Below are 21,547 nucleotides of genomic sequence, written 5' to 3' on the forward strand. Positions count from 1 at the left end.
ATGTCGTCCGACCACACGGACCGTCCGGAGAGGACCGACCGGCCGTCGGTCCTGGGCCCGGCCGCCGGTTTCGGCGTGACGTTCCGGGCCATGTTCAAGAAGCGGCTGACGGAGCAGTATCCGGAGGAGAAGAAGCCGACGGCGCCGCGCTTCCACGGCCGTCACCAGTTGAACCGTCATCCGGACGGGCTGGAGAAGTGCGTGGGCTGCGAGTTGTGCGCGTGGGCGTGCCCGGCCGACGCGATCTACGTCGAGGGCGCGGACAACCGGGACGACGAGCGGTACTCGCCCGGTGAGCGCTACGGCGTGGTGTACCAGATCAACTACGCGCGCTGCATCCTGTGCGGGCTGTGCATCGAGGCGTGTCCGACGCGGGCGCTGACGATGACGAACGAGTACGAGCTGGCGGACTCCTCGCGCAAGGACCTGATCTTCACCAAGGAGCAGCTGCTGGTGGGGCTGTCCGAGGGCATGGTCGATTCGCCGCACGCGATCTTCCCGGGCGCCGACGAGGGCGCGTACTACCGGGGCGAGATCACGGCGGCGGCGCCGGGGACGGTCCAGCAGGAGCGCACCGACCGGGATAAGGAGGTGCGGCCGTGACGACGGTTCTGGCGGATGCGGCCGGGACGACCTCGACGGGTGAGGCCGTCCAGTTCTGGGTGCTGGCGGTGGTGGCGGTCGGTGGCGCGCTCGGCATGCTGCTGATGCGCAAGGCGGTGCACAGCGCGCTGTGCCTGGCGGCCACGATGCTGGCGCTGGCGGTCTGTTACATGGCGCAGGGCGCGGTGTTCCTGGGTGTGGTGCAGATCGTCGTCTACACCGGCGCGATCATGATGCTGTTCCTGTTCGTGGTGATGCTGGTCGGCGTCACGAGCGAGGATTCGCTGAAGGAGCAGTTGAAGGGCCAGCGGTTCGCGGCGGTGGTGTGCGGGCTGGGCTTCGGGGTGCTGCTGGTCGCGGGCATCGCGAACGCGAAGCTGGACCACTTCACGGGCCTGCAGGGCGCGAACGCGGAGGGCAACGTGCCGGGTCTGGCGCGGCTGATCTTCACGAAGTACGTGTGGGCGTTCGAGGTCACCGGCGCGCTGCTGATCACGGCGGCGATCGGTGCGATGGTGCTGACGCACCGCGAGCACGTGAAGGCGCCGAAGACGCAGCGCGAGCTGGCGGCGCAGCGGGTGCGGGACAACATCCAGGTGCCGCCGCTGCCGGCGCCGGGCGTGTACGCGCGGCACAACGCGGTGGACGTTCCGGCGCTGCTGCCGGACGGCTCGGTGGCCGAGGACTCGGTGATGGCGACGCTGCGCGAGCGCGGCCAGGTGCGGGACGTGAGCCAGGACATGCTGCGCCGGATGGCGGAGCTGGAGAACACGACCGCGGACTGGCTGGGCCGTCCGTCGTCGGAGCGGCCGGCGGTGGCCGGTCCGCGCAAGTCCCTGGAGCCGGTGCCGAACCACGAGGCCGAGGAGGGCGCGGAGTGAATCCGGTCAACTACCTGTATCTGGCGGCGCTGTTGTTCACCATCGGCGCGGCCGGGGTGCTGATCCGGCGCAACGCGATCGTGCTGTTCATGTGCGTGGAGCTGATGCTGAACGCCTCGAACCTGGCGCTGGTGACGTTCTCGCGGCTGCACGGCACGCTGGACGGCCAGATCATCGCGTTCTTCACGATGGTGGTCGCGGCGGCCGAGGTCGTGGTGGGCCTCGCGATCATCGTCTCGATCTTCCGGACCAGGCACTCCGCTTCGGTCGACGACAGCAATCTGATGAAGCTGTAGGCGGAGGGCCTCGGTGAACTCTCTCATTCCGCTGCTGGTGGCAGCCCCGCTGGCCGGCGCCGCCCTGCTGCTGCTCGGCGGGCGGGCGCTGGACCGGTTCGGCCACTGGCTGGCCACGGCGCTCGCCGCGCTCTCGTTCGGCTTCGGCCTGGCGCTGTTCTCGGACATGCTCGGCCGTGACGCCGAGCACCGGGCGGTGACGACGCACCTGTTCAGCTGGGTGCCGGTGAACGGCTTCCAGGCGGACGTCTCGTTCCGGCTGGACCAGCTGTCGATGACGTTCGTGCTGCTGATCACGGGTGTCGGCACGCTCATCCACCTCTACTCGGTCGGCTACATGGCGCACGACGAGCGCCGCCGCCGCTTCTTCGCGTACCTGAACCTGTTCGTCGCCGCCATGCTGCTGCTGGTGGTCGCGGACAACTACCTGCTGCTGTACTTCGGCTGGGAGGGCGTGGGCCTCGCGTCCTACCTGCTGATCGGGTTCTGGCAGCACAAGCCGAGCGCGGCGACGGCGGCGAAGAAGGCGTTCATCGTCAACCGCGTCGGCGACATGGGCCTGTCGATCGCGATCATGCTGATGTTCGTGGAGTTCGGCTCCTTCGCCTTCGACCCGGTCTTCGCCGGGGCGGGCCGGGCGAGCGAGGGCCGGCTGACGGCGATCGGCCTGATGCTGCTGCTGGCGGCCTGCGGCAAGTCGGCGCAGGTGCCGCTGCAGTCCTGGCTCGGCGACGCGATGGAGGGCCCGACCCCGGTGTCGGCGCTGATCCACGCGGCGACGATGGTGACGGCCGGCGTCTACCTGATCACCCGCTCCGCGGCGATCTTCAACCTGGCGCCGGACGCCCAGACCGCCGTGGTGGTGGTCGGCGCGGTCACGCTGCTGTTCGGTGCGGTGGTCGGGTGCGCGAAGGACGACATCAAGAAGGCGCTGGCCGGGTCGACGATGTCGCAGATCGGCTACATGATCCTCGCGGCCGGCCTCGGTCCGATCGGCTACGCCTTCGCGATCATGCACCTGGTGACGCACGGCTTCTTCAAGGCCGGGCTGTTCCTCGGCGCCGGGTCGGTCATGCACGGCATGAACGACGAGGTGAACATGCGCCACTACGGCGGCCTGCGCACGTACATGCCGGTCACCTTCGTGACCTTCGGCCTGGGCTACCTCGCGATCATCGGCTTCCCCGGGCTGTCCGGCTTCTTCTCCAAGGACAGGATCATCGAGGCGGCGTTCGCCAAGGGCGGCACCGAGGGCTGGATCCTCGGCCTGTGCGCGCTGACCGGCGCGGCCGTCACCGCCTTCTACATGACGCGCGTGATGGTGCTGACGTTCTTCGGCGAGAAGCGCTGGCAGCCCGACGCCAACGGCGACGCCCCGCACCCGCACGAGTCGCCGAAGACGATGACGATCCCGATGGTGCTGCTGGCCTTCGGCTCGGTGTTCGCGGGCGGGCTGTTCGTCCTGAACGACTCGTTCCTCACCTGGCTGGAGCCGGTCACCGGCCACGCCGAGGGGAACTCCCCGCTCACGTCGCTGACCGTCACGCTGCTGACCACCGCCTGCATGCTGGCCGGCGTCGGCCTCGCGTACGCGATGTACGGGCGCGGCCCCGTCCCCGTGGTGCCGCCGGTCGGCTCCCCGCTCACCCGGGCCGCCCGCCGCGACCTGCTCCAGGACGACTTCAACCACGCCGTCCTGGTGCGGCCGGGCTCGGCGCTCGCCGCGACGCTCGTCTACTTCGACAGCCGCGGCCTGGACGGCTTCGTCAACGGCCTGGCCGCCACGATCGGCGGGATCTCCGGGCGGCTGCGGCGGGTCCAGAACGGCTTCGTCCGCTCCTACGCGCTCTCCATGTTCGGCGGCACGCTGGTGCTGGTCGCCACGACTCTCCTGATGAGGTCCGTCTGATGACTCGTCCAGAACACCCTCGGGGAGGCGGGGCATGAGTGTCCTCCTGACCGCCACGTGCGCGGTCCCGGCGGCCGGCGCGGTGCTGACCGCCGCGATGCCCGCCGGGTCCACCGAGGCGCGGCGCACCACGACCAAGGCCGTCGCGCTCGGCACCTCGGCCGTCGCGCTGGCGCTGGCCGCCCTGGTGGCCGTGCGGTTCGACCCGCACGGCGACCGCTACCAGCTGACCGAGTCCCACAGCTGGATCCGCTCCTTCGGCATCACCTTCTCGCTCGGCGTGGACGGCATCGGCGCGGTGCTGGCCCTGCTGACCGCCGTGCTCGTGCCGATCGTGATGCTCGCCTCCTGGCACGACGCGGATCCTGCGCCCGCCGCGCCCGACGGCACGTTCGACCCCGACACCTTTGAGCAGCGGCGCCGCACCCAGGGCTTCTTCGCCCTGATCCTGGCCGTGGAGGCGATGGTCCTCGTCTCCTTCTACGCCACCGACGTGTTCGTGTTCTACGTGTTCTTCGAAGCCATGCTGATCCCGATGTACTTCCTGATCGGCGGCTTCGGGGACCGGGCGGGCGGCCCCGACGCGGCGCGCCAGCGCTCCTACGCGGCCGTCAAGTTCCTGCTGTACAACCTGCTCGGCGGCCTGGTGATGCTCGCCGCCGTGATCGGCCTGTACGTGATCGCGCAGGACCAGGGCCTCGCGACCTTCGACCTGCCGACCCTCGCCTCGGCCGTGGCCGACGGCAAGCTGCAGTTCAGCGGCACCGCCTCCAAGGCGCTGTTCCTCGGCTTCTTCTTCGCCTTCGCGGTGAAGGCCCCGCTGTGGCCGCTGCACACCTGGCTGCCGAACGCGATGGGCGAGGCCACCGCCGGCACGGCGGTGCTGATCACCGCCGTGGTCGACAAGGTCGGCACCTTCGCGATGCTGCGCTTCTGCCTCGGCCTGTTCCCCGACGCCTCGAAGACCTTCGCCCCGGCGATCCTCGTGCTGTCGGTGATCGGGATCGTCTACGGCGCGCTGCTCGCGATCGGCCAGAAGGACATCAAGCGCCTGGTCGCCTACGCCTCGATCTCGCACTTCGGCTTCATCATCATGGGCATCTTCGCGCTGACCAGCCAGGGCCAGAGCGGCGCCACCCTGTACATGGTGAACCACGGCATCTCCACCGCCGCGTGGATGCTGGTGGCCGGCTTCCTGATCTCGCGCCGCGGCTCGCGCCTGATCGCCGACTACGGCGGCGTGCAGAAGGTCGCCCCGGTGCTCGCCGGGACGTTCCTGCTCGGCGGCCTCGCCACCCTGTCGCTGCCCGGCCTCGCCCCGTTCGTCAGCGAGTTCCTCGTCCTGGTCGGCACGTTCACCCGCTACCCGGCGATCGGGATCGTCGCGACCTTCGGCATCGTCCTGGCCGCGCTGTACGCGCTGCTGCTCTACCAGCGCACGATGACCGGCCCGGTGAAGGCGGAGGTCACCGGCATGCCGGACCTCAAGGTCCGCGAAGTGGCCGTCGTCGCCCCGCTGGTGGCGCTGACGATCCTGCTCGGCGTCTACCCCAAGCCGCTGACCGACATCGTCAACCCGGCGGTGAACGCGACGCTCTCGCAGGTCCACGAGACCGACCCGGCGCCGGCCCACCCGGTCGCCGCCACCTCAGGAGGTGAGCAGAAGTGAGCACCACCGGCATGCTCGCCGCCGCCGGCGGCTCCACCCCGAGCATCCCCGCGCCGCACCTGGAGTACGGCCAACTCTCCCCGATGCTGGTGGTGTTCGGCGCCGCCGTGGCCGGCGTCCTGGTCGAGGCCTTCGTGCCGCGCCGCTTGCGGCACTGGACGCAGGTCGTCCTCGCGCTCACCGGCCTGGCCGGCGCGTTCACCGCGATCGTGGTGCTCGCCGCCCAGGGCCACGGCACCACCAGGATGGACCTGCTCGCCATGGAGTCGGTGGCGATGGACGGCCCGGCGCTGTTCCTCCAGGGCGTCATCGTCCTGGTCGCCGCCGTCGCCGTGCTGACGTACGCCGAGCGGCGCCTGGAGCCCAGGGCCGGCGGACTGCCGGCCGACGCGTTCGCCGCGCAGGCCGCCGCCACCCCCGGCGGCGAGCAGGAGCGGGCCGCGGTCCGGGCCGGCTTCGCCACCAGCGAGGTGTTCCCGCTGACCCTGTTCGCCGTCGGCGGCATGCTGCTCTTCCCGGCCGCGAACGACCTGCTGACGATGTTCGTCGCGCTGGAGGTCTTCTCGCTGCCGCTGTACCTGCTGTGCGCGCTGGCCCGGCGCCGCCGGCTGCTCTCCCAGGAGGCGGCCGTCAAGTACTTCCTGCTCGGCGCCTTCGCCTCGGCGTTCTTCCTGTTCGGCACCGCCCTGCTGTACGGCTACGCGGGCAGCGTGAAGCTCGGCGACATCGCCGACGTCATCTCCGGCAAGGCCATGACCAACCCGGCGCTGCTCAGCAGCACCCGCACCGACACGCTGCTGCTGATCGGCCTCGCGATGCTCGCCGTCGGCCTGCTCTTCAAGGTCGGCGCCGTGCCGTTCCACGCCTGGACCCCGGACGTGTACCAGGGCGCGCCGACCCCCGTCACCGGGTTCATGGCGGCGGCCACGAAGGTCGCGGCCTTCGGCGCGTTCCTGCGCCTGTTCTACGTCGCCTTCCCCGGGCTGCGCCTGGACTGGCGGCCGGTGCTGTGGGGCGTGGCGATCCTGACGATGGTGGTCGGCGCGGTGCTCGCGGTCACGCAGCAGGACGTCAAGCGCCTGCTCGCCTACTCCTCGATCGCGCACGCCGGGTTCATCCTCACCGGCGTGATCGCCACCAACAAGCAGGGCCTCGGCTCGGTGCTGTTCTACCTGCTCGCGTACTCCTTCGTGACGCTCGGCGCGTTCGCCGTCGTCACTCTCGTGCGCGACTCCAAGGGCGAGGCGACCCACCTGTCCAGCTGGGCCGGCCTCGGCCGGCGCTCCCCACTGGTCGCGGCGGTGTTCGCGCTGTTCCTGCTGGCCTTCGCCGGCATCCCGCTGACCTCCGGGTTCACCGGGAAGTTCGCGGTGTTCCAGGCGGCGGCGGCCGGCGGCGCGACGCCGCTGGTCATCGTCGGTGTGCTGAGCTCGGCGGTGGCCGCGTTCTTCTACATCCGGGTCATCGTCCTGATGTTCTTCTCCGACCCGCAGCCCGGCGGCCCGACGGTCGCGATCCCGAGCGCCTTCACGGCGACCGCGATCGGCGTCGGGGTGCTCGTCACCGTCGTCCTCGGGGTGCTGCCGCAGTACTTCCTGGACCTCGCTTCGAAGGCCGCGCTCTTCGTCCGCTGAGGCCGGGAGACTCCCGCGGCGTCCGGGCCGCCCCCCGCGGGGCGCGGCCCGGACGCGGTTGTCCCGCCGCCGCCCCGGAAGGTGCAGCAGCCTTTATTTCCAGCCGCATTCACATCCGGCGCCCGAGCGCTCCCGCAGCCGCCCTGACCTGCAACTCCGGCCCGATCACGACAGGATCCGCACGCCCGTGCAGTGATCCACTCGTGACCGGATACCCTGCCTGTATGGCCAGCGGCGGCACTCAGGGACCAGGCCGCTAGATCGACCAGGGACAGAGGAGTGGTCTTCGTGACCGTCGTGGGACCCTTCGGGCTCAGCGTGCAGGACCGCGACCTGACCCGGGACGTCCAGGCCGGACTGGACGCGGTGGAGACGGCGCTCGCCGAGGCCGTCAAGAGCGACGTCCCGTTCATCACCGTCACCGCCAGCCACCTGATCGAGGCCGGCGGCAAGCGCTTCCGCCCGCTGCTGCTCCTGCTGTCCGCCCAGTTCGGCGACCCCGGCGCGCCCGGCGTCGTGCCGGCCGCGGTCGTCGTCGAGCTCACCCACCTGGCCACGCTCTACCACGACGACGTCATGGACGAGGCCCCCGTGCGCCGCGGCGCCCCCAGTGCCAACTCCCGCTGGGACAACTCGGTGGCCATCCTCACCGGCGACTTCCTCTTCTCCCGCGCCTCCCAGGTCCTGGCCGACCTCGGCCCCGAGGCCGTCCGGCTGCAGGCCGACGCCTTCGAGCGCCTCGTCACCGGCCAGATCCTGGAGACCCGCGGCCCCGGCCCGGACGGCGACCAGCTCGCCCACTACCTGGCCGTCCTCGCCGGCAAGACCGGATCGCTGATCGCCGCCTCCTGCAAGATAGGAGCGCTGATGGCCGGCGCCGAGGCGCGCGTGGTGGAGACCCTCAGCGAGTTCGGCGAGCGGATCGGCATCGCCTTCCAGCTCGCCGACGACGTCCTCGACATCGCCAGCGACGGCCACGAGTCCGGCAAGACCCCCGGCACCGACCTGCGCGAGGGCGTGCCGACCCTGCCCACCCTGCTCCTCCAGGGCATGCCCGCCGACCCCGCCGACCCCGAGGACACCCGGCTGCGCGAACTGCTCGACCAGGACCTCGCCGACGACGACCTGCACGCCGAGGCGCTGCGCCTGCTGCGCCGCCACCCGGCGCTGGAGCTCGCCCGCCGCGAGACCCTGCGCCAGGCCGAGGACGCCCGCGCCCTGCTCGCCCCGCTGCCGGACTGCGCGGCCAAGGCCGCCCTCGAAGCCCTCTGCGACTCGGTGGCCATCCGCACCATGTGACGCACCGGGACCGCCGGGACCGTCGGGACCGTCGGTCCGGGGCCGCGAGCCCCGGGCCGGGCCCGGCAACCCCCGGCGCGCCGCCGCCCCGATAGGGAAGACTGGGCCCGTCAGCTCACCCCTGCCGGAAGGTCGCCATGCGCCGCGTCGTCATCGCCGAGGACTCCGTACTGCTGCGGGAGGGCCTGACCCGGCTGCTTACCGACCGCGGCCTGGAGGTCGTCGCGGGCGTCGGGGACGGCGACGCCCTGCTCAAGACCGTCCACGACCTGGCCGACGCCGGCGACCTGCCCGACGTCGTCGTCTCCGACGTGCGGATGCCGCCCTCGCACACCGACGAGGGCCTGCGCGCGTGCGTCGAGCTGCGCGGCCGCTACCCGCAGCTGGGCGTGCTGGTGCTGTCACAGTTCGTGGAGGAGCGCTACGCCTCCGAACTCCTGGCCGGATCCACCCGGGGCGTCGGCTACCTGCTGAAGGACCGCGTCGCCGAGGTGCGCGAGTTCGCCGACGCGGTGCTGCGGGTCGCCGAGGGCGGCACCGCGCTCGACCCGGAGGTCGTGCAGCAGCTGCTCAGCCGCAGCCGCAAGGGCGACGTTCTGGCCAATCTGACCCCGCGCGAGCGCGAGGTGCTCGGCCTTATGGCCGAGGGCCGCACCAACGCGGCGGTCGCGCGCCAGCTCGTGGTGTCCGACGGCGCGGTCGAGAAGCACGTCAGCAACATCTTCCTCAAGCTCGGCCTGGCCCAGAGCCCGGAGGACCACCGCCGGGTGCTGGCCGTGCTGACCTACATCAACTCGTAGGGCCCGTCCTGCGGATCGGGCCGGGGCCGGCCGGCCGGAATGATCTCCGGCCGCCGCGCGTTGATGGTGCTGTGGGCGCGTACCGGTCATTTCCCGCCGCACGCGGGAGTTCCGGCCCCGGCCGGTTGCGCGCGCATAGGATGCCAGAGGTGCACCAGGCGGACGGGGCACAGGGTCGCGCCCGCGGTGGCGTGCCCACGAGGAGGTCCGCGGCAGTGACCAGTCAGGTCGATCAGTCAGAGGCAGTGGACGGCTCGGACGGCGACGAGAACCGTTCGGGTCCCGGTGACGGCCGCCCCGGCGCGGCCGTGCCGGCCAGTGCGCAGCGCAGACACGCCAAGCCGGTCCGCCGCCTGGACCGGGTGATCATCCGGTTCGCGGGCGACTCCGGCGACGGGATGCAGCTGACCGGTGACCGGTTCACCTCCGAGACGGCGTCCTTCGGCAACGACCTCTCCACCCTGCCGAACTTCCCCGCCGAGATCCGGGCCCCCGCCGGCACCCTGCCGGGAGTCTCGTCCTTCCAGCTGCACTTCGCCGACCACGACATCCTGACCCCCGGCGACGCCCCGAACGTCCTGGTCGCGATGAACCCGGCCGCGCTCAAGGCGAACCTGGCGGACCTGCCGCGCGGCGCCGAGATCATCGTCAACACCGACGAGTTCACCAAGCGGGCCCTCGCCAAGGTCGGCTACGCCGCGGACCCGCTCGCCGACGGCTCGCTGGAGGCCTACCACCTGCACAAGGTGCCGCTGACGACGCTGACGCTGGAGGCGCTCAAGGACAGCGGCCTGGCCCGCAAGGACGCCGAGCGGGCGAAGAACATGTTCGCCCTCGGCCTGCTGTCCTGGATGTACCACCGGCCCACCGGCGGCACCGAGAGCTTCCTGCGCGGCAAGTTCGCGAAGAAGCCGCAGATCGCCGAGGCCAACATCAGCGCGTTCCGGGCGGGTTGGAACTTCGGCGAGACGACGGAGACCTTCGCGGTCTCCTACGAGGTGGCGCCGGCGAAGCTGCCGGCCGGCCGCTACCGCAACATCTCCGGGAACCTCGCGCTGTCCTACGGCCTGATCGCCGCGGCCCAGCGCTCCGGGCTGCCGCTGTACCTCGGCTCGTACCCGATCACCCCGGCCTCGGACATCCTGCACGAGCTGAGCAAGCACAAGAACTTCGGCGTGCGGACGTTCCAGGCCGAGGACGAGATCGCCGGCATCGGGGCGGCGCTGGGCGCGGCCTTCGGCGGCGCGCTCGGCGTGACGACGACCTCGGGTCCGGGCGTCGCGCTCAAGAGCGAGACGATCGGCCTGGCCGTCTCGCTCGAACTGCCGCTGCTGGTCGTGGACATCCAGCGCGGCGGCCCGTCCACCGGCCTGCCGACCAAGACCGAGCAGGCGGACCTCCTCCAGGCGATGTTCGGGCGCAACGGCGAGGCGCCGGTGCCGATCGTCGCCCCGGCGACGCCGGCCGAGTGCTTCGCGGCGGCGCTGGAGGCGGCCCGGATCGCGGTCACCTACCGCACCCCGGTGTTCCTGCTCTCGGACGGCTACCTGGCCAACGGCTCGGAGCCGTGGCGGATCCCCGAGGTGGACGAACTCCCGGTGATCGAGCCGGACTTCGCGACCGGTCCGAATCGCGAGGACGGCGCCTTCTGGCCCTACCAGCGGGATCCGAAGACGCTCGCCCGCCCGTGGGCGCTGCCCGGCACCCCCGGCCTGGAGCACCGCATCGGCGGCATCGAGAAGCAGGACGGCACCGGCAACATCTCCTACGACCCGGCCAACCACGACTTCATGGTCCGCACCCGGCAGGCCAAGGTGGACGGCATCGCGGTGCCGCCGGTCGAGGTGGACGATCCGAGCGGCGAGGCCCGGGTGCTGGTCCTCGGCTGGGGGTCGACGTACGGGCCGATCACGGCGGCGGTGCGCCGGGTGCGGGCCGACGGCGGCGAGATCGCCCAGGCGCACCTGCGCCACCTGAACCCGTTCCCGGCCAACCTGGGCACGGTGCTGCGGAGTTACGACAAGGTCATCGTCCCCGAGATGAACCTCGGCCAGCTGGCGCTGCTGCTGCGCGCCAAGTACCTGGTGGACGCGGAGTCCTACAACCAGGTGCGCGGTCTGCCGTTCAAGGCGGCGCAGCTGGCGGACGTGCTGTGGGCGGCGATCGGCACCCTGGACGAGGAGGACCACCGATGAGCGAGCGCAGCGAGCGAACGATCAAGGGGTGCGTGTTTCGCGAAGCGACCGCCGAGCGCAGCGAGGTGGGCGCATGAGCGAGCAGCAGTTCCCCTCGTTGCGCCTGGTGCCGAAGACCGAGGAGCGGCAGACCGCGAAGGACTTCAAGACGGACCAGGAGGTGCGCTGGTGCCCCGGCTGCGGGGACTACGCGATCCTGGCGGCCGTGCAGTCGTTCATGCCGGAGCTGGGGATCAGACGGGAGAACACCGTCTTCGTCTCCGGCATCGGCTGTTCATCGCGTTTCCCCTACTACATGAACACCTACGGCGTGCACTCGATCCACGGTCGGGCGCCGGCGATCGCGACGGGCCTGGCCTCGTCGCGGCAGGACTTGAGCGTGTGGGTGGTGACGGGTGACGGCGACGCGCTGTCGATCGGCGGCAACCACCTGATCCACGCGCTGCGCCGCAACGTCAATCTGAAGATCCTGCTGTTCAACAACCGGATCTACGGCCTGACCAAGGGCCAGTACTCGCCGACCAGCGAGCTCGGCAAGATCACCAAGTCGACGCCGATGGGTTCGCTGGACGCCCCGTTCAACCCGCTGTCGCTGGCGATCGGCGCGGAGGCCTCGTTCGTCGCGCGGACGATCGACTCCGACCGCCAGCACCTGCAGTCGGTGCTGCGGGCGGCGGCGCTGCACGAGGGCACGGCGCTGGTGGAGATCTACCAGAACTGCAACATCTTCAACGACGGCGCGTTCGAGGTGCTGAAGGAGCCGGGCACCCGGGACGAGGCGCTGATCCGGCTGGAGCACGGCGCGCCGGTGCGCTTCGGCGCGGACGGCGGCCAGGGCGTGTTCCGGGGGCCGGACGGCGAGCTGTTCACGGCGGCGGTGACGCCGGACAACGAGGGTTCGCTGGTGGTGCACGACGCGCACGCGGCGAGTGCGACGGCGGCGTTCGCGCTGTCGCGGATCGCGGACGCGGACACGCTGCACCACACCCCGATCGGGGTGCTGCGGGACGTGCGGCGCCCGGTGTACGACGAGCTGATGGCGAACCAGCTGGCGACGGCGGTGGCGCACCGCGGCCCGGGCGACCTCGCCACGCTGCTGGCGGGCAACGACACGTGGACGGTCGACTGACGGCCTCCGCGCGTGCGACGGCGCCCCCTCGACCCGGCCGGTCGAGGGGGCGCCGTCGCGTGTGCCCGCCGCCGGTTACTGCCGGACCCACTCCACGACCTCGATCACGACCCCGTTCGGGTCGGTGACCTGGAACAGCTTCTCGCCCCACGGTTCCTGGCGCAGTTCCATGGTGATCCCCACGCCCTCGCCGCGAAGGCGCTCCTGCTCGGCGGCGGCGTCGGCGACGGTGAACGCGAGGATCACGCCGGCCGCGGTGTCGTCGCGGTAGCTCTCCGGCAGGACCTCGATGCCGCGCCGGAGGAACACCACGTTGACGCCCCCGCCCGGGTGGCCGAGCGAGACGAAGCCGTCGGCGGACATCAGCTCGGTGTAGGCGAAGTGCCGCTGGAGGAAGGCGGCGGACGCGGAGACGTCCGGGACGGTCAGGGAGACGACGGAGTCGGTGATCTGCACGGCGGTGGACCTCTCCTCGGAACAGGGCGCACGGTTATCCCGTACGCAGTACACTATACATAGTACAGAGAAAGTGTCGAGGGGTCGGCCGCAAACGCCCGAAGGCGGGACTCCCGGGTGGGAGCCCCGCCTTCGGCGCGGTGGGTGGGGTGCGTCAGTAGACGCAGGGGATGCCGCCGTCGGACTGGGCGTCGACGCCGGGGCCCTGCATCGGCAGGGCGGCGGCCGGGTCGGCCGGAGCCTGCGAGGCGCCGGCGCCCGGGGCGGCGGGCTTGTCGCCGGCCGCGCCCGTGAAGGAGGTGCCGAGGGTGACGGTGACGTGGCCGGGCGAGGAGGAGGCCGACTCGGTGGCGGTCACGCCGTAGCGGGCGGCGATCTGGTCGGCGGCGTCCTTGGCACCCTTGCCGTAGACCACGGTGGTGGTCTTCGGCTTGGACGTCGCCTGGAGGACCTTGCCCTCCTTGAAGCCCATCGCCACGAGCGCCTTGGACTCCGACGCGCCGGCGCCCTTGACGGGGGAGGCGTCGTAGACGTTCACCGTGGCGGCCTCGGCCGCGGCGGGCGTCGTCGGCGCCTGGGCGGGCTGGGCCGCCTCGGTGGTGGGCGAGTCACCCGGGCCGCCGCCGGGTGCGGGCGCGGGTGCGGAGGCGTCGGCGTAGCCGAACACCTGCTTGACCACCTTCTGGATCTTGGACGGGGTGACGAGGTTGACGTCCTGGCCGTTCTTCTTGCCGAAGCCGTCGAAGGTGAGGGTGTTGAACTCGACGTTGCCGCCGGTCAGGGCCGGCGCCTGCTGGGCGAAGTCGAGGACGTTCCACTGGTTGTCGATGACCAGGTCCTTCTGCACGACGCCGAAGAGGTCCTTGAGCTTGCCCAGGTCGCTGATGATGCCGTCCTGCTTGAGCTTGTGCGTGACGGACGAGATGAAGGCCTGCTGGCGGTGGGTGCGGGCGAAGTCGCCGGAGTTCCCGTCCGGGCCGTCCAGGTTGTGCCGCTGGCGGACGAAGGACAGCGCCTGGGAGGCGTTGAGGTGGTTGATGCCCTTGTGGAAGTCGGCGCCGGAGCCCTGGCCCTCGATCGCCGGGTCCTTGGTGTCGTGGGTGAGGCACACGTCGATCGGCTGCACCGCCTTGGCGATGTCGTAGAAGCCCATCAGGTTGACCTCGGCGACGTGGTCGATCGGCTGGTCCAGGAAGGTCTGGACGGTGCGGATCGTCGCCGCGCGCCCGGCGTCGCGGCCGGCCTTCTCCAGGTCCGCGCCCTTGAGGCCCTTGGCCTGGAGCGCGGGCGTGGCCTTGTCCTTGGCGTTGCCGTAGGCCTCCTTGATCTTGGCCATGCCCATCTGGGTGCCGTCGCCCTTGAACGTCATGACGTAGTCGTCGCGGGGGATGGAGACGGCCTGGACCTTGCCGCCGCCCGCCGGTATGTGCAGCAGGATCAGGGAGTTGGTGTTGTAACCGCCGATGTCGGAACTGTGGCCGGCGTGCAGCTCGTCCTGGACGAACTCCGGGGGCAGGTCGGTGCCGTCCATGTTCTTGCGGCTGTCGAGGCCGATCAGCAGCAGGTTGACCGAGTTGTCCAGGTGCTTGGGCGCGTCCTTCTTCGTCTCGGCGATGGCGTTGGACGTCGTCATGCCGTCGGTGAGTGACGTGTACTCGTACCAGACCACGCCGCTGGACACGAAGACCGCGAGCGCCGTGGAGACGGCCGCCGTGCGGCCGGCGATGAGCAGCGGCGACCGGCGCGCGGCCGGTGTCTTCGGGGTCTGCGCGGCGCGTCGGGCCGCGCCGCGGCCCTCGCCGCCGGCGGGGTTCTCAGCCATGGTGCTTCCTCCCGTCCAGGACCACCCGGACCACGATCACCAGCACGGCCGCCCCTGCGGCCGCGGCCATCACGGGAAAGCCGTGGACGACCCACTTCGCGGAGCCGGTCGCCAGCGCCTTGCCCTTGTACGCGTCGCCGTCGGCCGCCAGTTCGGCGGCGGCCGTGACGCCGAGGACGACCAGCGGCGAGGCGCACAGCACCCACCACCAGCCGTTGCGGGTGCTCAGCGCCGCCGCCAGGCCCGTCCCGAGGACGGCGCCGGCCGCGAACGCGAAACCCATGCCGGGGCCGGAGAGCTCGTCGACGGCCGCGCCGAGCGCGGGCAGGACGAGGGCCAGCACCGCGGGCAGCAGGGCGCCGCCGGGGCGGCGGCTCCGCGCCGGTGCGGCGCTCCGGCCCGCCGCGGCGGACCGTCCGGCCGCCGCGCCGCGCCCGGGGGCCGCGGACGGCTCGGGAGCCGCGGGCCGTCCCGGCCGCCGTTCCGGTTCCTGGGCGGAGGACGTCCGTCCTCGTCTTCCAGCCACGCACTCACCCCCGGTGTCTGCCGCGCCCGTGTGCCACGGCGGCGGCCTCACCCGGTCCCTCGGCGGGACGGCGTCGTGGTCGCTGTCGATGACTGGACGTCGGCGTTCGGCCGGCCGGTTCCCGCTGTCGGTCGGGGGCAGGCTCGCGTACAGGTTTCCTCTACACGGGTGTAGAGATCGAGCGCAGCATATAGCACCCCTGTTCGGCGCAGGTTTCGGGCCGAGGGCTCTCCGCGGTCTCCCGGCGACTTCCCCGCCCGGGCGCCGTCGGCCGTGGCGCCGATTGTCGCGGATGAGAAGGCGGTGAGAAAAGCGCTTCCCGAAAAGACGCTCCTGACCTGCGGTGATGCCGGGCTTTCCGGGTCGTTCGGGGGCGTTCGCGGGCACGGCGGACGGCGGGCTCAGGCCTCGTTGAATTCCCGCCAGCACAATGGCGCTCCCCGAGAGGCACCCGGAGGCGAGAGGAGGGGCGCGCAATGGCCGCCACCGTCACACCGCCGCCCGCGGCGGTCTGGCACCGGGCTCCGGAGGAGCTCGTCCCCGGCGCGGTGCTCGCCGCCGTCGCCCTCGGCGCGCTCGGCGTGCTCGCCCTGTGGTGGCGCGACACGGCCTTCGTGTCCGGCGCCGCGGGCTGGCTGAGCGGGGCCGGCCGGATCTCCGGCCTGCTCGCCGGGTACGCCGCGCCCGTCCTGCTGCTCCTCATGGCCCGGATCCCGCTGCTGGAGCGGGAGGTCGGCGCCGACCGGCTCGCCCGCTGGCACGGCTTCGGCGGCCGCTACCTGGTCGGCCTGGTCACCGTGCACGTCCTCACGATCGTGTGGGGCTACGCGCTGACCGACGGGCGCGGGGTGGTGGGGGAGGGCGTGGACATCGTCCTCCACTACCCCGACATGCTCAAGGCCACCGCCGGGACGCTCCTGCTGTTGGCCACCGGCGCGCTCTCCGCCCGGATCGCCCGCCGCCGCCTCGGCTACGACGCCTGGTACTACCTGCACCTGGCCACCTACCTCGCCGTCGCGCTCGCCTTCGGCCACCAGCTCACCACCGGCGCCGACCTCGGCGACGGCCCCGCCCGCCCGGCCTGGTACGCCCTCTACCTGGGCACCCTCGCCGTGCTCGGCTGGTACCGGCTGGCGCTGCCCTACCTGCGCGACCGGCGGCACCGGCTGCGGGTGGCCGAGGTGCGGCCGGAGGGCCCCGGAGTCGTGTCGGTGTTCCTCGTCGGTGAGCAGGTGGAGCGGCTGCGGGCCGAACCCGGGCAGTTCTTCCGCCTGGAGTTCAAGGCGCCCGGCCTGCGCTGGACCGCCAACCCGTACTCGCTGTCCGCGCCGGTGCGCCCGCCCTTCCTGCGCTTCACCGTCAAGGACCTCGGCGAGCACAGCGCCGCCGTCGCGAAGCTGGAGCCCGGCACCCCGGTGCGGGCCGAGGGCCCGTACGGCGCGTTCACCGGGCGGCGACAGCGGCGGCGCAAGGTGCTGCTGCTGGCGGCCGGGGTCGGCATCACCCCGCTGCGGGCGCTGTTCGAGACGCTGCCGGGCCAGGTGACGCTGGTCCAACGGGCCCGCCGCTCGGAGGACTTGCTGTTCCAGGACGAGCTCGCCGCGATCGCCGCCCGCCGCGGCGCCGCCGTCCACCCGGTGGTCGGCACCCGCGCCGAGGTCGGCGACCTCGGGGCCGTGCTGCGCCGGCTCGTCCCGGACCTCGCCCGGCACGAGGTGTTCCTCTGCGGCCCGGAGGAGTTCTCCGCGGACGCCGTCCGGGCCCTGCGCGCGGCCGGCGTGCGCCGGATCCACCACGAGGCCTTCGGCTTCTGACCGTCCCTGCCCCGAAGTCCCCGAAGCCCCAAGTCCCTGACCGTTCCCGACCGTTCCCGACGAGCAAGGGGAGTACCCACCGTGCGCAGAGCCGTCGTCGTCGGCAGCGCCACCGCCGCGGGCGTGATCCTGCTGCTGTCGCTCAAGCCGCACCAGGGCGCCGCGAGCGCCGCCGCCCCGATCAGCTCCGGCAGCTCCGGCAGCTCGGGCGGCTCGGGCGGCTCCGGTGGTACGTCCGGCACCTCCTCGGCGCCGCCCGCGCAAGCCTCGGACACCTCGGGCACCCGCGCGATCACCGGGGACTCCGTCGACACCCGGTACGGGCCGGTCCAGGTCAAGGTGACCCTCGCCGGCAAGAAGATCACCAGGATCGACGTGGTCAGGTACCCGAGCGAGAGCGGGCGGGACCGGTCCATCAACAGCTACGCCCTGCCGGTGCTCAACCAGGAGGCCATCTCGGCCCAGAGCGCCGCGATCGACGTCGTCTCCGGCGCTACCTACACCAGCGACGGCTACACCCGCTCGCTGCAGAGCGCCCTCGACAAGGCGGGCTCATGACGGCGGGGGTGCGCAGGCACGCCGAGCACGTGATGGGGACGGTCTTCTCCTTCGCCGTTCACGGCGGCGGCCGGGAACTGGAGGACCTGCTCGCCCGGATCGTCGTGCGGCTGCACCGGATCGACGAGGTCTTCTCCCCTTATCGGGAGGACAGCGACATCAACCGGTTCGAGCGCGGGGAGATCGCCCTCGGCGCGTGCGACCCCGAGGTCGCGGAGGTGCTGGCCCGCTGCCGCGAGGTGGCGGCGCAGACGGACGGCTTCTTCACCATGCGGCCCGGCGGGGTGCTCGACCCGAGCGGCTGGGTCAAGGGCTGGGCGGTCGAGGAGGCCTCGCGGGCCCTGCGGGAGGCCGGCTACGGGCGGCACTGCGTGAGCGGCGGCGGCGACGTCCAGACGGCGGGCGGGCCCTGGCGGGTCGGCATCGCGGACCCGCTGCGGCCGGGGGAGGTGGTCGCCGTGGTCACCGGGAACGACGTCGCGGTGGCGACCTCGGGCACCGCCGAGCGCGGCGCCCACATCGTCGACCCGTACCGGGGGAGACCGGCGCAGGGCCTCGCCTCGCTGACCCTGGTCGGCGAACGGCTGGCGCGCGTCGACGCGTGGACGACGGCGGCCTTCGCGATGGGTCCCGACCGGGGCCTCGCCTGGGCGGCCGCCCAGCCGGGGATAGAGGCGCTCGCCGTCCTGCCGACCGGCGCCACCCGGTGGACCCCGGGCTTCCCGGCCCGCACGGACGCGGCGCGGGCGGTCGGATGACGGGGGAGGAGCGGCCCGAAGCCCGCCGCCGCAGGCGCACCTGCCGCCCGGCGGCACCCGTGGCCCCACCGCCGGCCCCGGCCACACCCCGCCCGGCCGGGGCCCCGCCGCGCCGCGCGGCCGGTCCCGTCGGGCCGGCTTCCGGCCGCGGCCCTCGCCCTCGTCCGGCCCCCGCCCCCGCCCGGCCCTCGCCCCCGGCAGGGCTTCCCCGGCCGGCCGCGTCCCGGCCCTCGCCCCACTGCTGTACACTGCACCGGCTAGTTTCCCACTCAGGACAGGAGTCGCCGTGGCGGTGACGAGCGGAGCAGGGCGCCCGGAGAAGCGGGTGGCCATCACGCGGGCCGCGACGGCGGTGTTCGGGCGCGAGGGGTACGTCCGCGCGAGCATGGACGCGATCGCGGCGGAGGCCGGCGTCTCGAAGCGCACGGTGTACAACCACTTCGCCGACAAGGAGACGCTCTTCCTGTCGGTCGCCCTGACGAGCTCCGCCGAACTGGCCGGCACGATCCGCGAGTTGGCCGACCGCCGCCTCGGGAAGATCGTCGACCTGCGGCAGGACCTCACCGACTTCGCCGTCGACCGCGCGCACGCCGTCCTGTCCGCGGGCGATCACGGCGCGCTCGGCCGCGCGATCCGCGCCGAGGTGGCCAACATCCCGGCGGACGTCCTCGAGGCGTGGCTGGAGGCGGGCCCGATCGCCTCGCTGCGCGACCTCGCCGAGAGGTTCACGGCCCTGGCCGCCCGCGGGCTGCTGGCGGTCGACGATCCGGCCCTGGCCGCCGAGCAGTTCACGCTGCTGACCTTCCACGGCGTGGCCGACCGCTCCTTCTGGGGCGCGCTGCCGGTGCCGGAGCAGGAGGTCGGGCGGATCGCCGCCGTCGGGGTCGACGCGTTCCTGAAGGTCTACGGGGTGCCCGCGGGCACCCCGTAGACCGGGGGCGTCACTTCCAGACGACGCCCTTGCCGATGGTGTACGGGTCGGCCGAGTACTCGGCGCCCGCGACCTTGGAGGCCGCCGGCGCGAGCGACACGAAGCAGCCGACGGCGGACTGGCCGTTGGTGAAGCCCGGGGGCATCGGGCTGGCCGTGCACTTCGGGAAGGACGTGAAGATCGCCACGCCCTGCGCCCCGGAGCCGTCCGGCTGGAGTCCCCTGATGTGGGTCAGGGTGCTGTTGGACAGGTCGGTGGTGCCGACGTTGGTGAACTTGTAGTGGATGTAGTACGGCACCATGCCCGCGGCCTTGTCGCCGAGCTTGAGGCTGTCCAGGTCGGCCTGGGTGCCCTGCTCGATCGAGGTGACGGCCATGGCGATGCTGCCCTTGGTGCTGCCGGAGCTGAACGGCACCTGGACGGTGTCGCCGATCTTGGCGGTGGTCCCGGCTGCGGCGTCCTTGCCGGTGCCGGCGGCCGGGGCGCCCCCGGGCGCGGAGGCGGTGGGCGCGGCGGCCGGGGTCGTCGGCGCGGCGGCGCTCGGGGTGGCGGACGGCGCGGCCGCGGTGGTCGCCGGGGCCGCGGTCGTCGGGGCGGCGGGTGCGGCGGTCTTCGCCGTGTCGGACGACGAGTTGTCGTTGCAGGCGGTGAGCGTCAGCACGCCGACGACGGCGAGGCCGGCGAGCGCGCGCATGCCCGTACTGGAGGCGGAGCTGTTCACGTGTCGTTCCCCCGTGCTCGTGGACCGTCGGTCGGCGGTCCTCTCGGTGAACGTTGATAGCGCACGCCGGCGCACGGGCACCACGGCTTTGACGGCCTTTTGACCACGCCGTGACAGCCCGGCGACCATACCGGGACACGGCCCGGTGCGGGGGAGCGGGGTGCCGAACACCCCGCTCCCGCCGCGTTGTTGGACCTCTACGGCAGCGCGGCGTGCTCGGCCCGGCTGGCCGCGAGCCGCTGCGCGGCGAGTGCGCCGGCCCGCGCGCGGTCGCCCCCGGTGAGCCGGGCGAGGATCGCCGCGAGGGGCCTGACCTGCCCGGCGGTCCCCCAGTGCCCTTCCGGGACCTCGGTGGGGAACACCCAGATCCGGCCGGGGTCGCGCGGCCAGGCCCCCTCCTCCGCGTCGAGGATCGCCTCGGTGACGTCGGCGACGCCCGGCGACCGGCAGCGCTTCGAGTACCGGCTGACACCGAAGGGCACGGACCTGCGGCCCACGCTGCTCGCGCTGCTGGAGTGGGGCGACAAGTACCTCGCCGACGAGGAGGGCCCGGGCGTCGTCGTCCGGCACGCGGCCGCGGGCGACGAGGAGCCCTGCGACGAGCCGGTCGCCCTCGTCCTCGAATGCGCCGCCGGCCACACCCACCTGCCGTCCGGCGAGGTCTACCGGGCCCCGGGGCCGGGGGCGCGCTTCCTCCCGGCGTGACGCGTGCGAACCCGACCGAGCGGGCGCGGCGGTTGTCCGTATCCTCACCGAGTGCCCCTCATCAGCCTGCACGACCGGTCCGCCCTCGCCGCCCGCTTCCTGGCCGACCCGGCGCTCCACCTCTTCGAACTCGGCGACCTCGACGACACGCTGTGGCCCAACACCACCTGGTACACGACCGGTGGCCCGGTGGCCCTGCTCTACACGGGCGGCGGCATCCCGGTCCTGCTCGCCTTTGCCCGCCCGGCCGACGTCCCGGCGCTCGAAGCGCTCCTGGGCGAGCTGCGCCCGTTCCTGCCGCGCCGCTTCACGGCGATGCTGCCGGTGGGGGCTCACCGCGCCCTGGCGCCGGACTTCGGTGTCGAGCACCGTTCGACGCTGCTTCGCATGATGCTCCCGGACGGGCCTTCGCTCCCCGAACCCGCCTTCGAGTCCGCGTTGTTGACCGGCGACGACGTCCCCGACCTCCGCACGCTCCTCGCCGAGGCCTACCCCGAGTCCTGGTTCGACGAGCGGCTCGTGCTCGGCGGCGGCTACGTCGGCCTCCGTGGTGCGGACGGCCGGCTGCTGGCCACGGCCGGCGTGCACGTCCACTCCGCCGCGTACGGCGTCGCCGTCCTCGGCAACGTGACCACCCGCCCGGACGCCCGGGGGCGGGGCCTCGCCCGCGCCTGCGTCACCGCGCTGTGCCGCCGCCTCGCGAGGACGGCCGCACACATCGGCCTCAACGTGCGCACGGACAACGCCCCGGCTATCCACCTCTACGAGCAGCTGGGATTCACCACCACCGCCACGTTCGAGGAGCTGGTGGTCGCGGCGCGCTGAGCTGCGGGGGTCGCGC

General features: G+C 72.6%; 21 protein-coding genes. 16 read left to right on the forward strand and 5 right to left on the reverse strand.

What is annotated here, in order from left to right; all coding sequences use genetic code 11:
- The 10 genes from nuoI to ACFVU9_RS29685 all read left to right on the forward strand — a co-directional run bounded on the left by nuoI (position 1) and on the right by ACFVU9_RS29685 (position 12,415).
- Complete coding sequence (gene nuoI, locus ACFVU9_RS29640) at positions 1 to 603, forward strand: NADH-quinone oxidoreductase subunit NuoI (protein ID WP_387598565.1); 603 nt, start codon at positions 1 to 3, stop codon at positions 601 to 603.
- The gene (locus tag ACFVU9_RS29645) at positions 600 to 1,484 is read left to right on the forward strand and encodes an NADH-quinone oxidoreductase subunit J (RefSeq protein WP_380440037.1); all 885 of its coding nucleotides are present in this window, start codon (positions 600 to 602) and stop codon (positions 1,482 to 1,484) included. The genes nuoI and ACFVU9_RS29645 overlap by 4 nt, the downstream gene beginning before the upstream one ends.
- Positions 1,481 to 1,780, forward strand: coding sequence for an NADH-quinone oxidoreductase subunit NuoK (gene nuoK, locus ACFVU9_RS29650; protein WP_030060110.1), 300 nt, complete (start codon positions 1,481 to 1,483; stop codon positions 1,778 to 1,780). Before ACFVU9_RS29645 ends, nuoK begins: the two co-directional genes overlap by 4 nt.
- Before the next feature lie 13 nt (positions 1,781 to 1,793).
- A complete protein-coding gene (nuoL, locus tag ACFVU9_RS29655; RefSeq protein ID WP_387598569.1) occupies positions 1,794 to 3,689 on the forward strand; it encodes an NADH-quinone oxidoreductase subunit L in 1,896 nt (631 codons plus the stop codon).
- A gap of 34 nt (positions 3,690 to 3,723) precedes the next feature.
- Positions 3,724 to 5,358 (forward strand): NADH-quinone oxidoreductase subunit M, encoded by a 1,635-nt coding sequence (locus ACFVU9_RS29660; protein WP_380498574.1) that lies wholly within the window; start codon positions 3,724 to 3,726, stop codon positions 5,356 to 5,358.
- Between the two features lie 11 nt (positions 5,359 to 5,369).
- On the forward strand, positions 5,370 to 6,992 hold the full coding sequence (gene nuoN / locus ACFVU9_RS29665; RefSeq protein ID WP_380440066.1) for an NADH-quinone oxidoreductase subunit NuoN: 1,623 nt from the start codon (positions 5,370 to 5,372) through the stop codon (positions 6,990 to 6,992).
- Between the two features lie 288 nt (positions 6,993 to 7,280).
- Positions 7,281 to 8,291, forward strand: coding sequence for a polyprenyl synthetase family protein (locus ACFVU9_RS29670; protein WP_380440042.1), 1,011 nt, complete (start codon positions 7,281 to 7,283; stop codon positions 8,289 to 8,291).
- A gap of 137 nt (positions 8,292 to 8,428) precedes the next feature.
- Entirely contained in the window at positions 8,429 to 9,091 is a 663-nt protein-coding gene (locus ACFVU9_RS29675; protein ID WP_380440044.1) for a response regulator, read from the forward strand.
- A gap of 215 nt (positions 9,092 to 9,306) precedes the next feature.
- Entirely contained in the window at positions 9,307 to 11,286 is a 1,980-nt protein-coding gene (locus ACFVU9_RS29680) for a 2-oxoacid:acceptor oxidoreductase subunit alpha (RefSeq protein WP_380440046.1), read from the forward strand.
- A gap of 73 nt (positions 11,287 to 11,359) precedes the next feature.
- The gene (locus ACFVU9_RS29685; protein ID WP_380498577.1) at positions 11,360 to 12,415 is read left to right on the forward strand and encodes a 2-oxoacid:ferredoxin oxidoreductase subunit beta; all 1,056 of its coding nucleotides are present in this window, start codon (positions 11,360 to 11,362) and stop codon (positions 12,413 to 12,415) included.
- Positions 12,416 to 12,490: 75 nt separating this feature from the next.
- On the opposite strand, the gene ACFVU9_RS29690 is transcribed toward ACFVU9_RS29685, so the two are convergent.
- The 3 genes from ACFVU9_RS29690 to ACFVU9_RS29700 form a co-directional block, all read right to left on the reverse strand.
- Positions 12,491 to 12,871, reverse strand: a complete 381-nt coding sequence (locus ACFVU9_RS29690; protein ID WP_380440050.1) for a VOC family protein — start codon at positions 12,869 to 12,871, stop codon at positions 12,491 to 12,493.
- Positions 12,872 to 13,025: 154 nt separating this feature from the next.
- Positions 13,026 to 14,693, reverse strand: coding sequence for an LCP family protein (locus ACFVU9_RS29695; protein WP_387598575.1), 1,668 nt, complete (start codon positions 14,691 to 14,693; stop codon positions 13,026 to 13,028).
- Positions 14,686 to 15,219 carry a DUF6542 domain-containing protein gene (locus ACFVU9_RS29700; RefSeq protein WP_387598578.1) on the reverse strand — a complete coding sequence of 178 codons (534 nt, stop codon included), beginning with the start codon at positions 15,217 to 15,219 and terminating at the stop codon, positions 14,686 to 14,688. Before ACFVU9_RS29700 ends, ACFVU9_RS29695 begins: the two co-directional genes overlap by 8 nt.
- A 476-nt stretch (positions 15,220 to 15,695) precedes the next feature.
- On the opposite strand from ACFVU9_RS29700, the gene ACFVU9_RS29705 reads away from it, so the two are divergent.
- The 4 genes from ACFVU9_RS29705 to ACFVU9_RS29720 all read left to right on the forward strand — a co-directional run bounded on the left by ACFVU9_RS29705 (position 15,696) and on the right by ACFVU9_RS29720 (position 19,280).
- Positions 15,696 to 17,033: a ferric reductase-like transmembrane domain-containing protein gene (locus tag ACFVU9_RS29705; RefSeq protein WP_387598581.1), complete on the forward strand. Its 1,338-nt coding sequence runs from the start codon at positions 15,696 to 15,698 to the stop codon at positions 17,031 to 17,033.
- 81 nt (positions 17,034 to 17,114) lie between these two features.
- On the forward strand, positions 17,115 to 17,591 hold the full coding sequence (locus ACFVU9_RS29710) for an FMN-binding protein (RefSeq protein ID WP_387598583.1): 477 nt from the start codon (positions 17,115 to 17,117) through the stop codon (positions 17,589 to 17,591).
- A complete protein-coding gene (locus ACFVU9_RS29715; RefSeq protein WP_380443750.1) occupies positions 17,588 to 18,349 on the forward strand; it encodes an FAD:protein FMN transferase in 762 nt (253 codons plus the stop codon). The genes ACFVU9_RS29710 and ACFVU9_RS29715 overlap by 4 nt, the downstream gene beginning before the upstream one ends.
- A 286-nt stretch (positions 18,350 to 18,635) precedes the next feature.
- Positions 18,636 to 19,280 carry a TetR/AcrR family transcriptional regulator gene (locus tag ACFVU9_RS29720; RefSeq protein WP_387598585.1) on the forward strand — a complete coding sequence of 215 codons (645 nt, stop codon included), beginning with the start codon at positions 18,636 to 18,638 and terminating at the stop codon, positions 19,278 to 19,280.
- Between the two features lie 10 nt (positions 19,281 to 19,290).
- Here ACFVU9_RS29720 and ACFVU9_RS29725 read toward each other — a convergent pair whose 3' ends face one another.
- Entirely contained in the window at positions 19,291 to 20,001 is a 711-nt protein-coding gene (locus ACFVU9_RS29725) for a hypothetical protein (RefSeq protein WP_380498007.1), read from the reverse strand.
- 197 nt (positions 20,002 to 20,198) lie between these two features.
- On the reverse strand, positions 20,199 to 20,363 hold the full coding sequence (locus tag ACFVU9_RS29730) for a hypothetical protein (protein ID WP_380443756.1): 165 nt from the start codon (positions 20,361 to 20,363) through the stop codon (positions 20,199 to 20,201).
- A 58-nt stretch (positions 20,364 to 20,421) separates the two neighbouring features.
- Between ACFVU9_RS29730 and ACFVU9_RS29735 the strand changes: the two genes are divergently transcribed.
- Positions 20,422 to 20,706 carry a winged helix-turn-helix transcriptional regulator gene (locus ACFVU9_RS29735; protein WP_387598588.1) on the forward strand — a complete coding sequence of 95 codons (285 nt, stop codon included), beginning with the start codon at positions 20,422 to 20,424 and terminating at the stop codon, positions 20,704 to 20,706.
- Between the two features lie 51 nt (positions 20,707 to 20,757).
- Positions 20,758 to 21,531: a GNAT family N-acetyltransferase gene (locus tag ACFVU9_RS29740; RefSeq protein ID WP_380443760.1), complete on the forward strand. Its 774-nt coding sequence runs from the start codon at positions 20,758 to 20,760 to the stop codon at positions 21,529 to 21,531.
- Positions 21,532 to 21,547: the final 16 nt, after the last annotated feature.

Source organism: Kitasatospora sp. NPDC057936 (genome assembly GCF_042887525.1).
Classification (GTDB): Bacteria; Actinomycetota; Actinomycetes; order Streptomycetales; family Streptomycetaceae; genus Kitasatospora.

What these genes read in the sequence shown, in the direction of transcription:
- ACFVU9_RS29675 (WP_380440044.1), top strand. Translation starts at nt 8,429, where the DNA reads ATGCGCCGCGTCGTCATCGCCGAGGACTCCGTACTGCTGCGGGAGGGC.
- nuoI (WP_387598565.1), top strand. Translation starts at nt 1, where the DNA reads ATGTCGTCCGACCACACGGACCGTCCGGAGAGGACCGACCGGCCGTCG.
- ACFVU9_RS29660 (WP_380498574.1), top strand. Translation starts at nt 3,724, where the DNA reads ATGAGTGTCCTCCTGACCGCCACGTGCGCGGTCCCGGCGGCCGGCGCG.
- ACFVU9_RS29685 (WP_380498577.1), top strand. Translation starts at nt 11,360, where the DNA reads ATGAGCGAGCAGCAGTTCCCCTCGTTGCGCCTGGTGCCGAAGACCGAG.
- ACFVU9_RS29695 (WP_387598575.1), bottom strand. Translation starts at nt 14,693, where the DNA reads ATGGCTGAGAACCCCGCCGGCGGCGAGGGCCGCGGCGCGGCCCGACGC.
- ACFVU9_RS29705 (WP_387598581.1), top strand. Translation starts at nt 15,696, where the DNA reads ATGGCCGCCACCGTCACACCGCCGCCCGCGGCGGTCTGGCACCGGGCT.
- ACFVU9_RS29715 (WP_380443750.1), top strand. Translation starts at nt 17,588, where the DNA reads ATGACGGCGGGGGTGCGCAGGCACGCCGAGCACGTGATGGGGACGGTC.
- nuoN (WP_380440066.1), top strand. Translation starts at nt 5,370, where the DNA reads ATGCTCGCCGCCGCCGGCGGCTCCACCCCGAGCATCCCCGCGCCGCAC.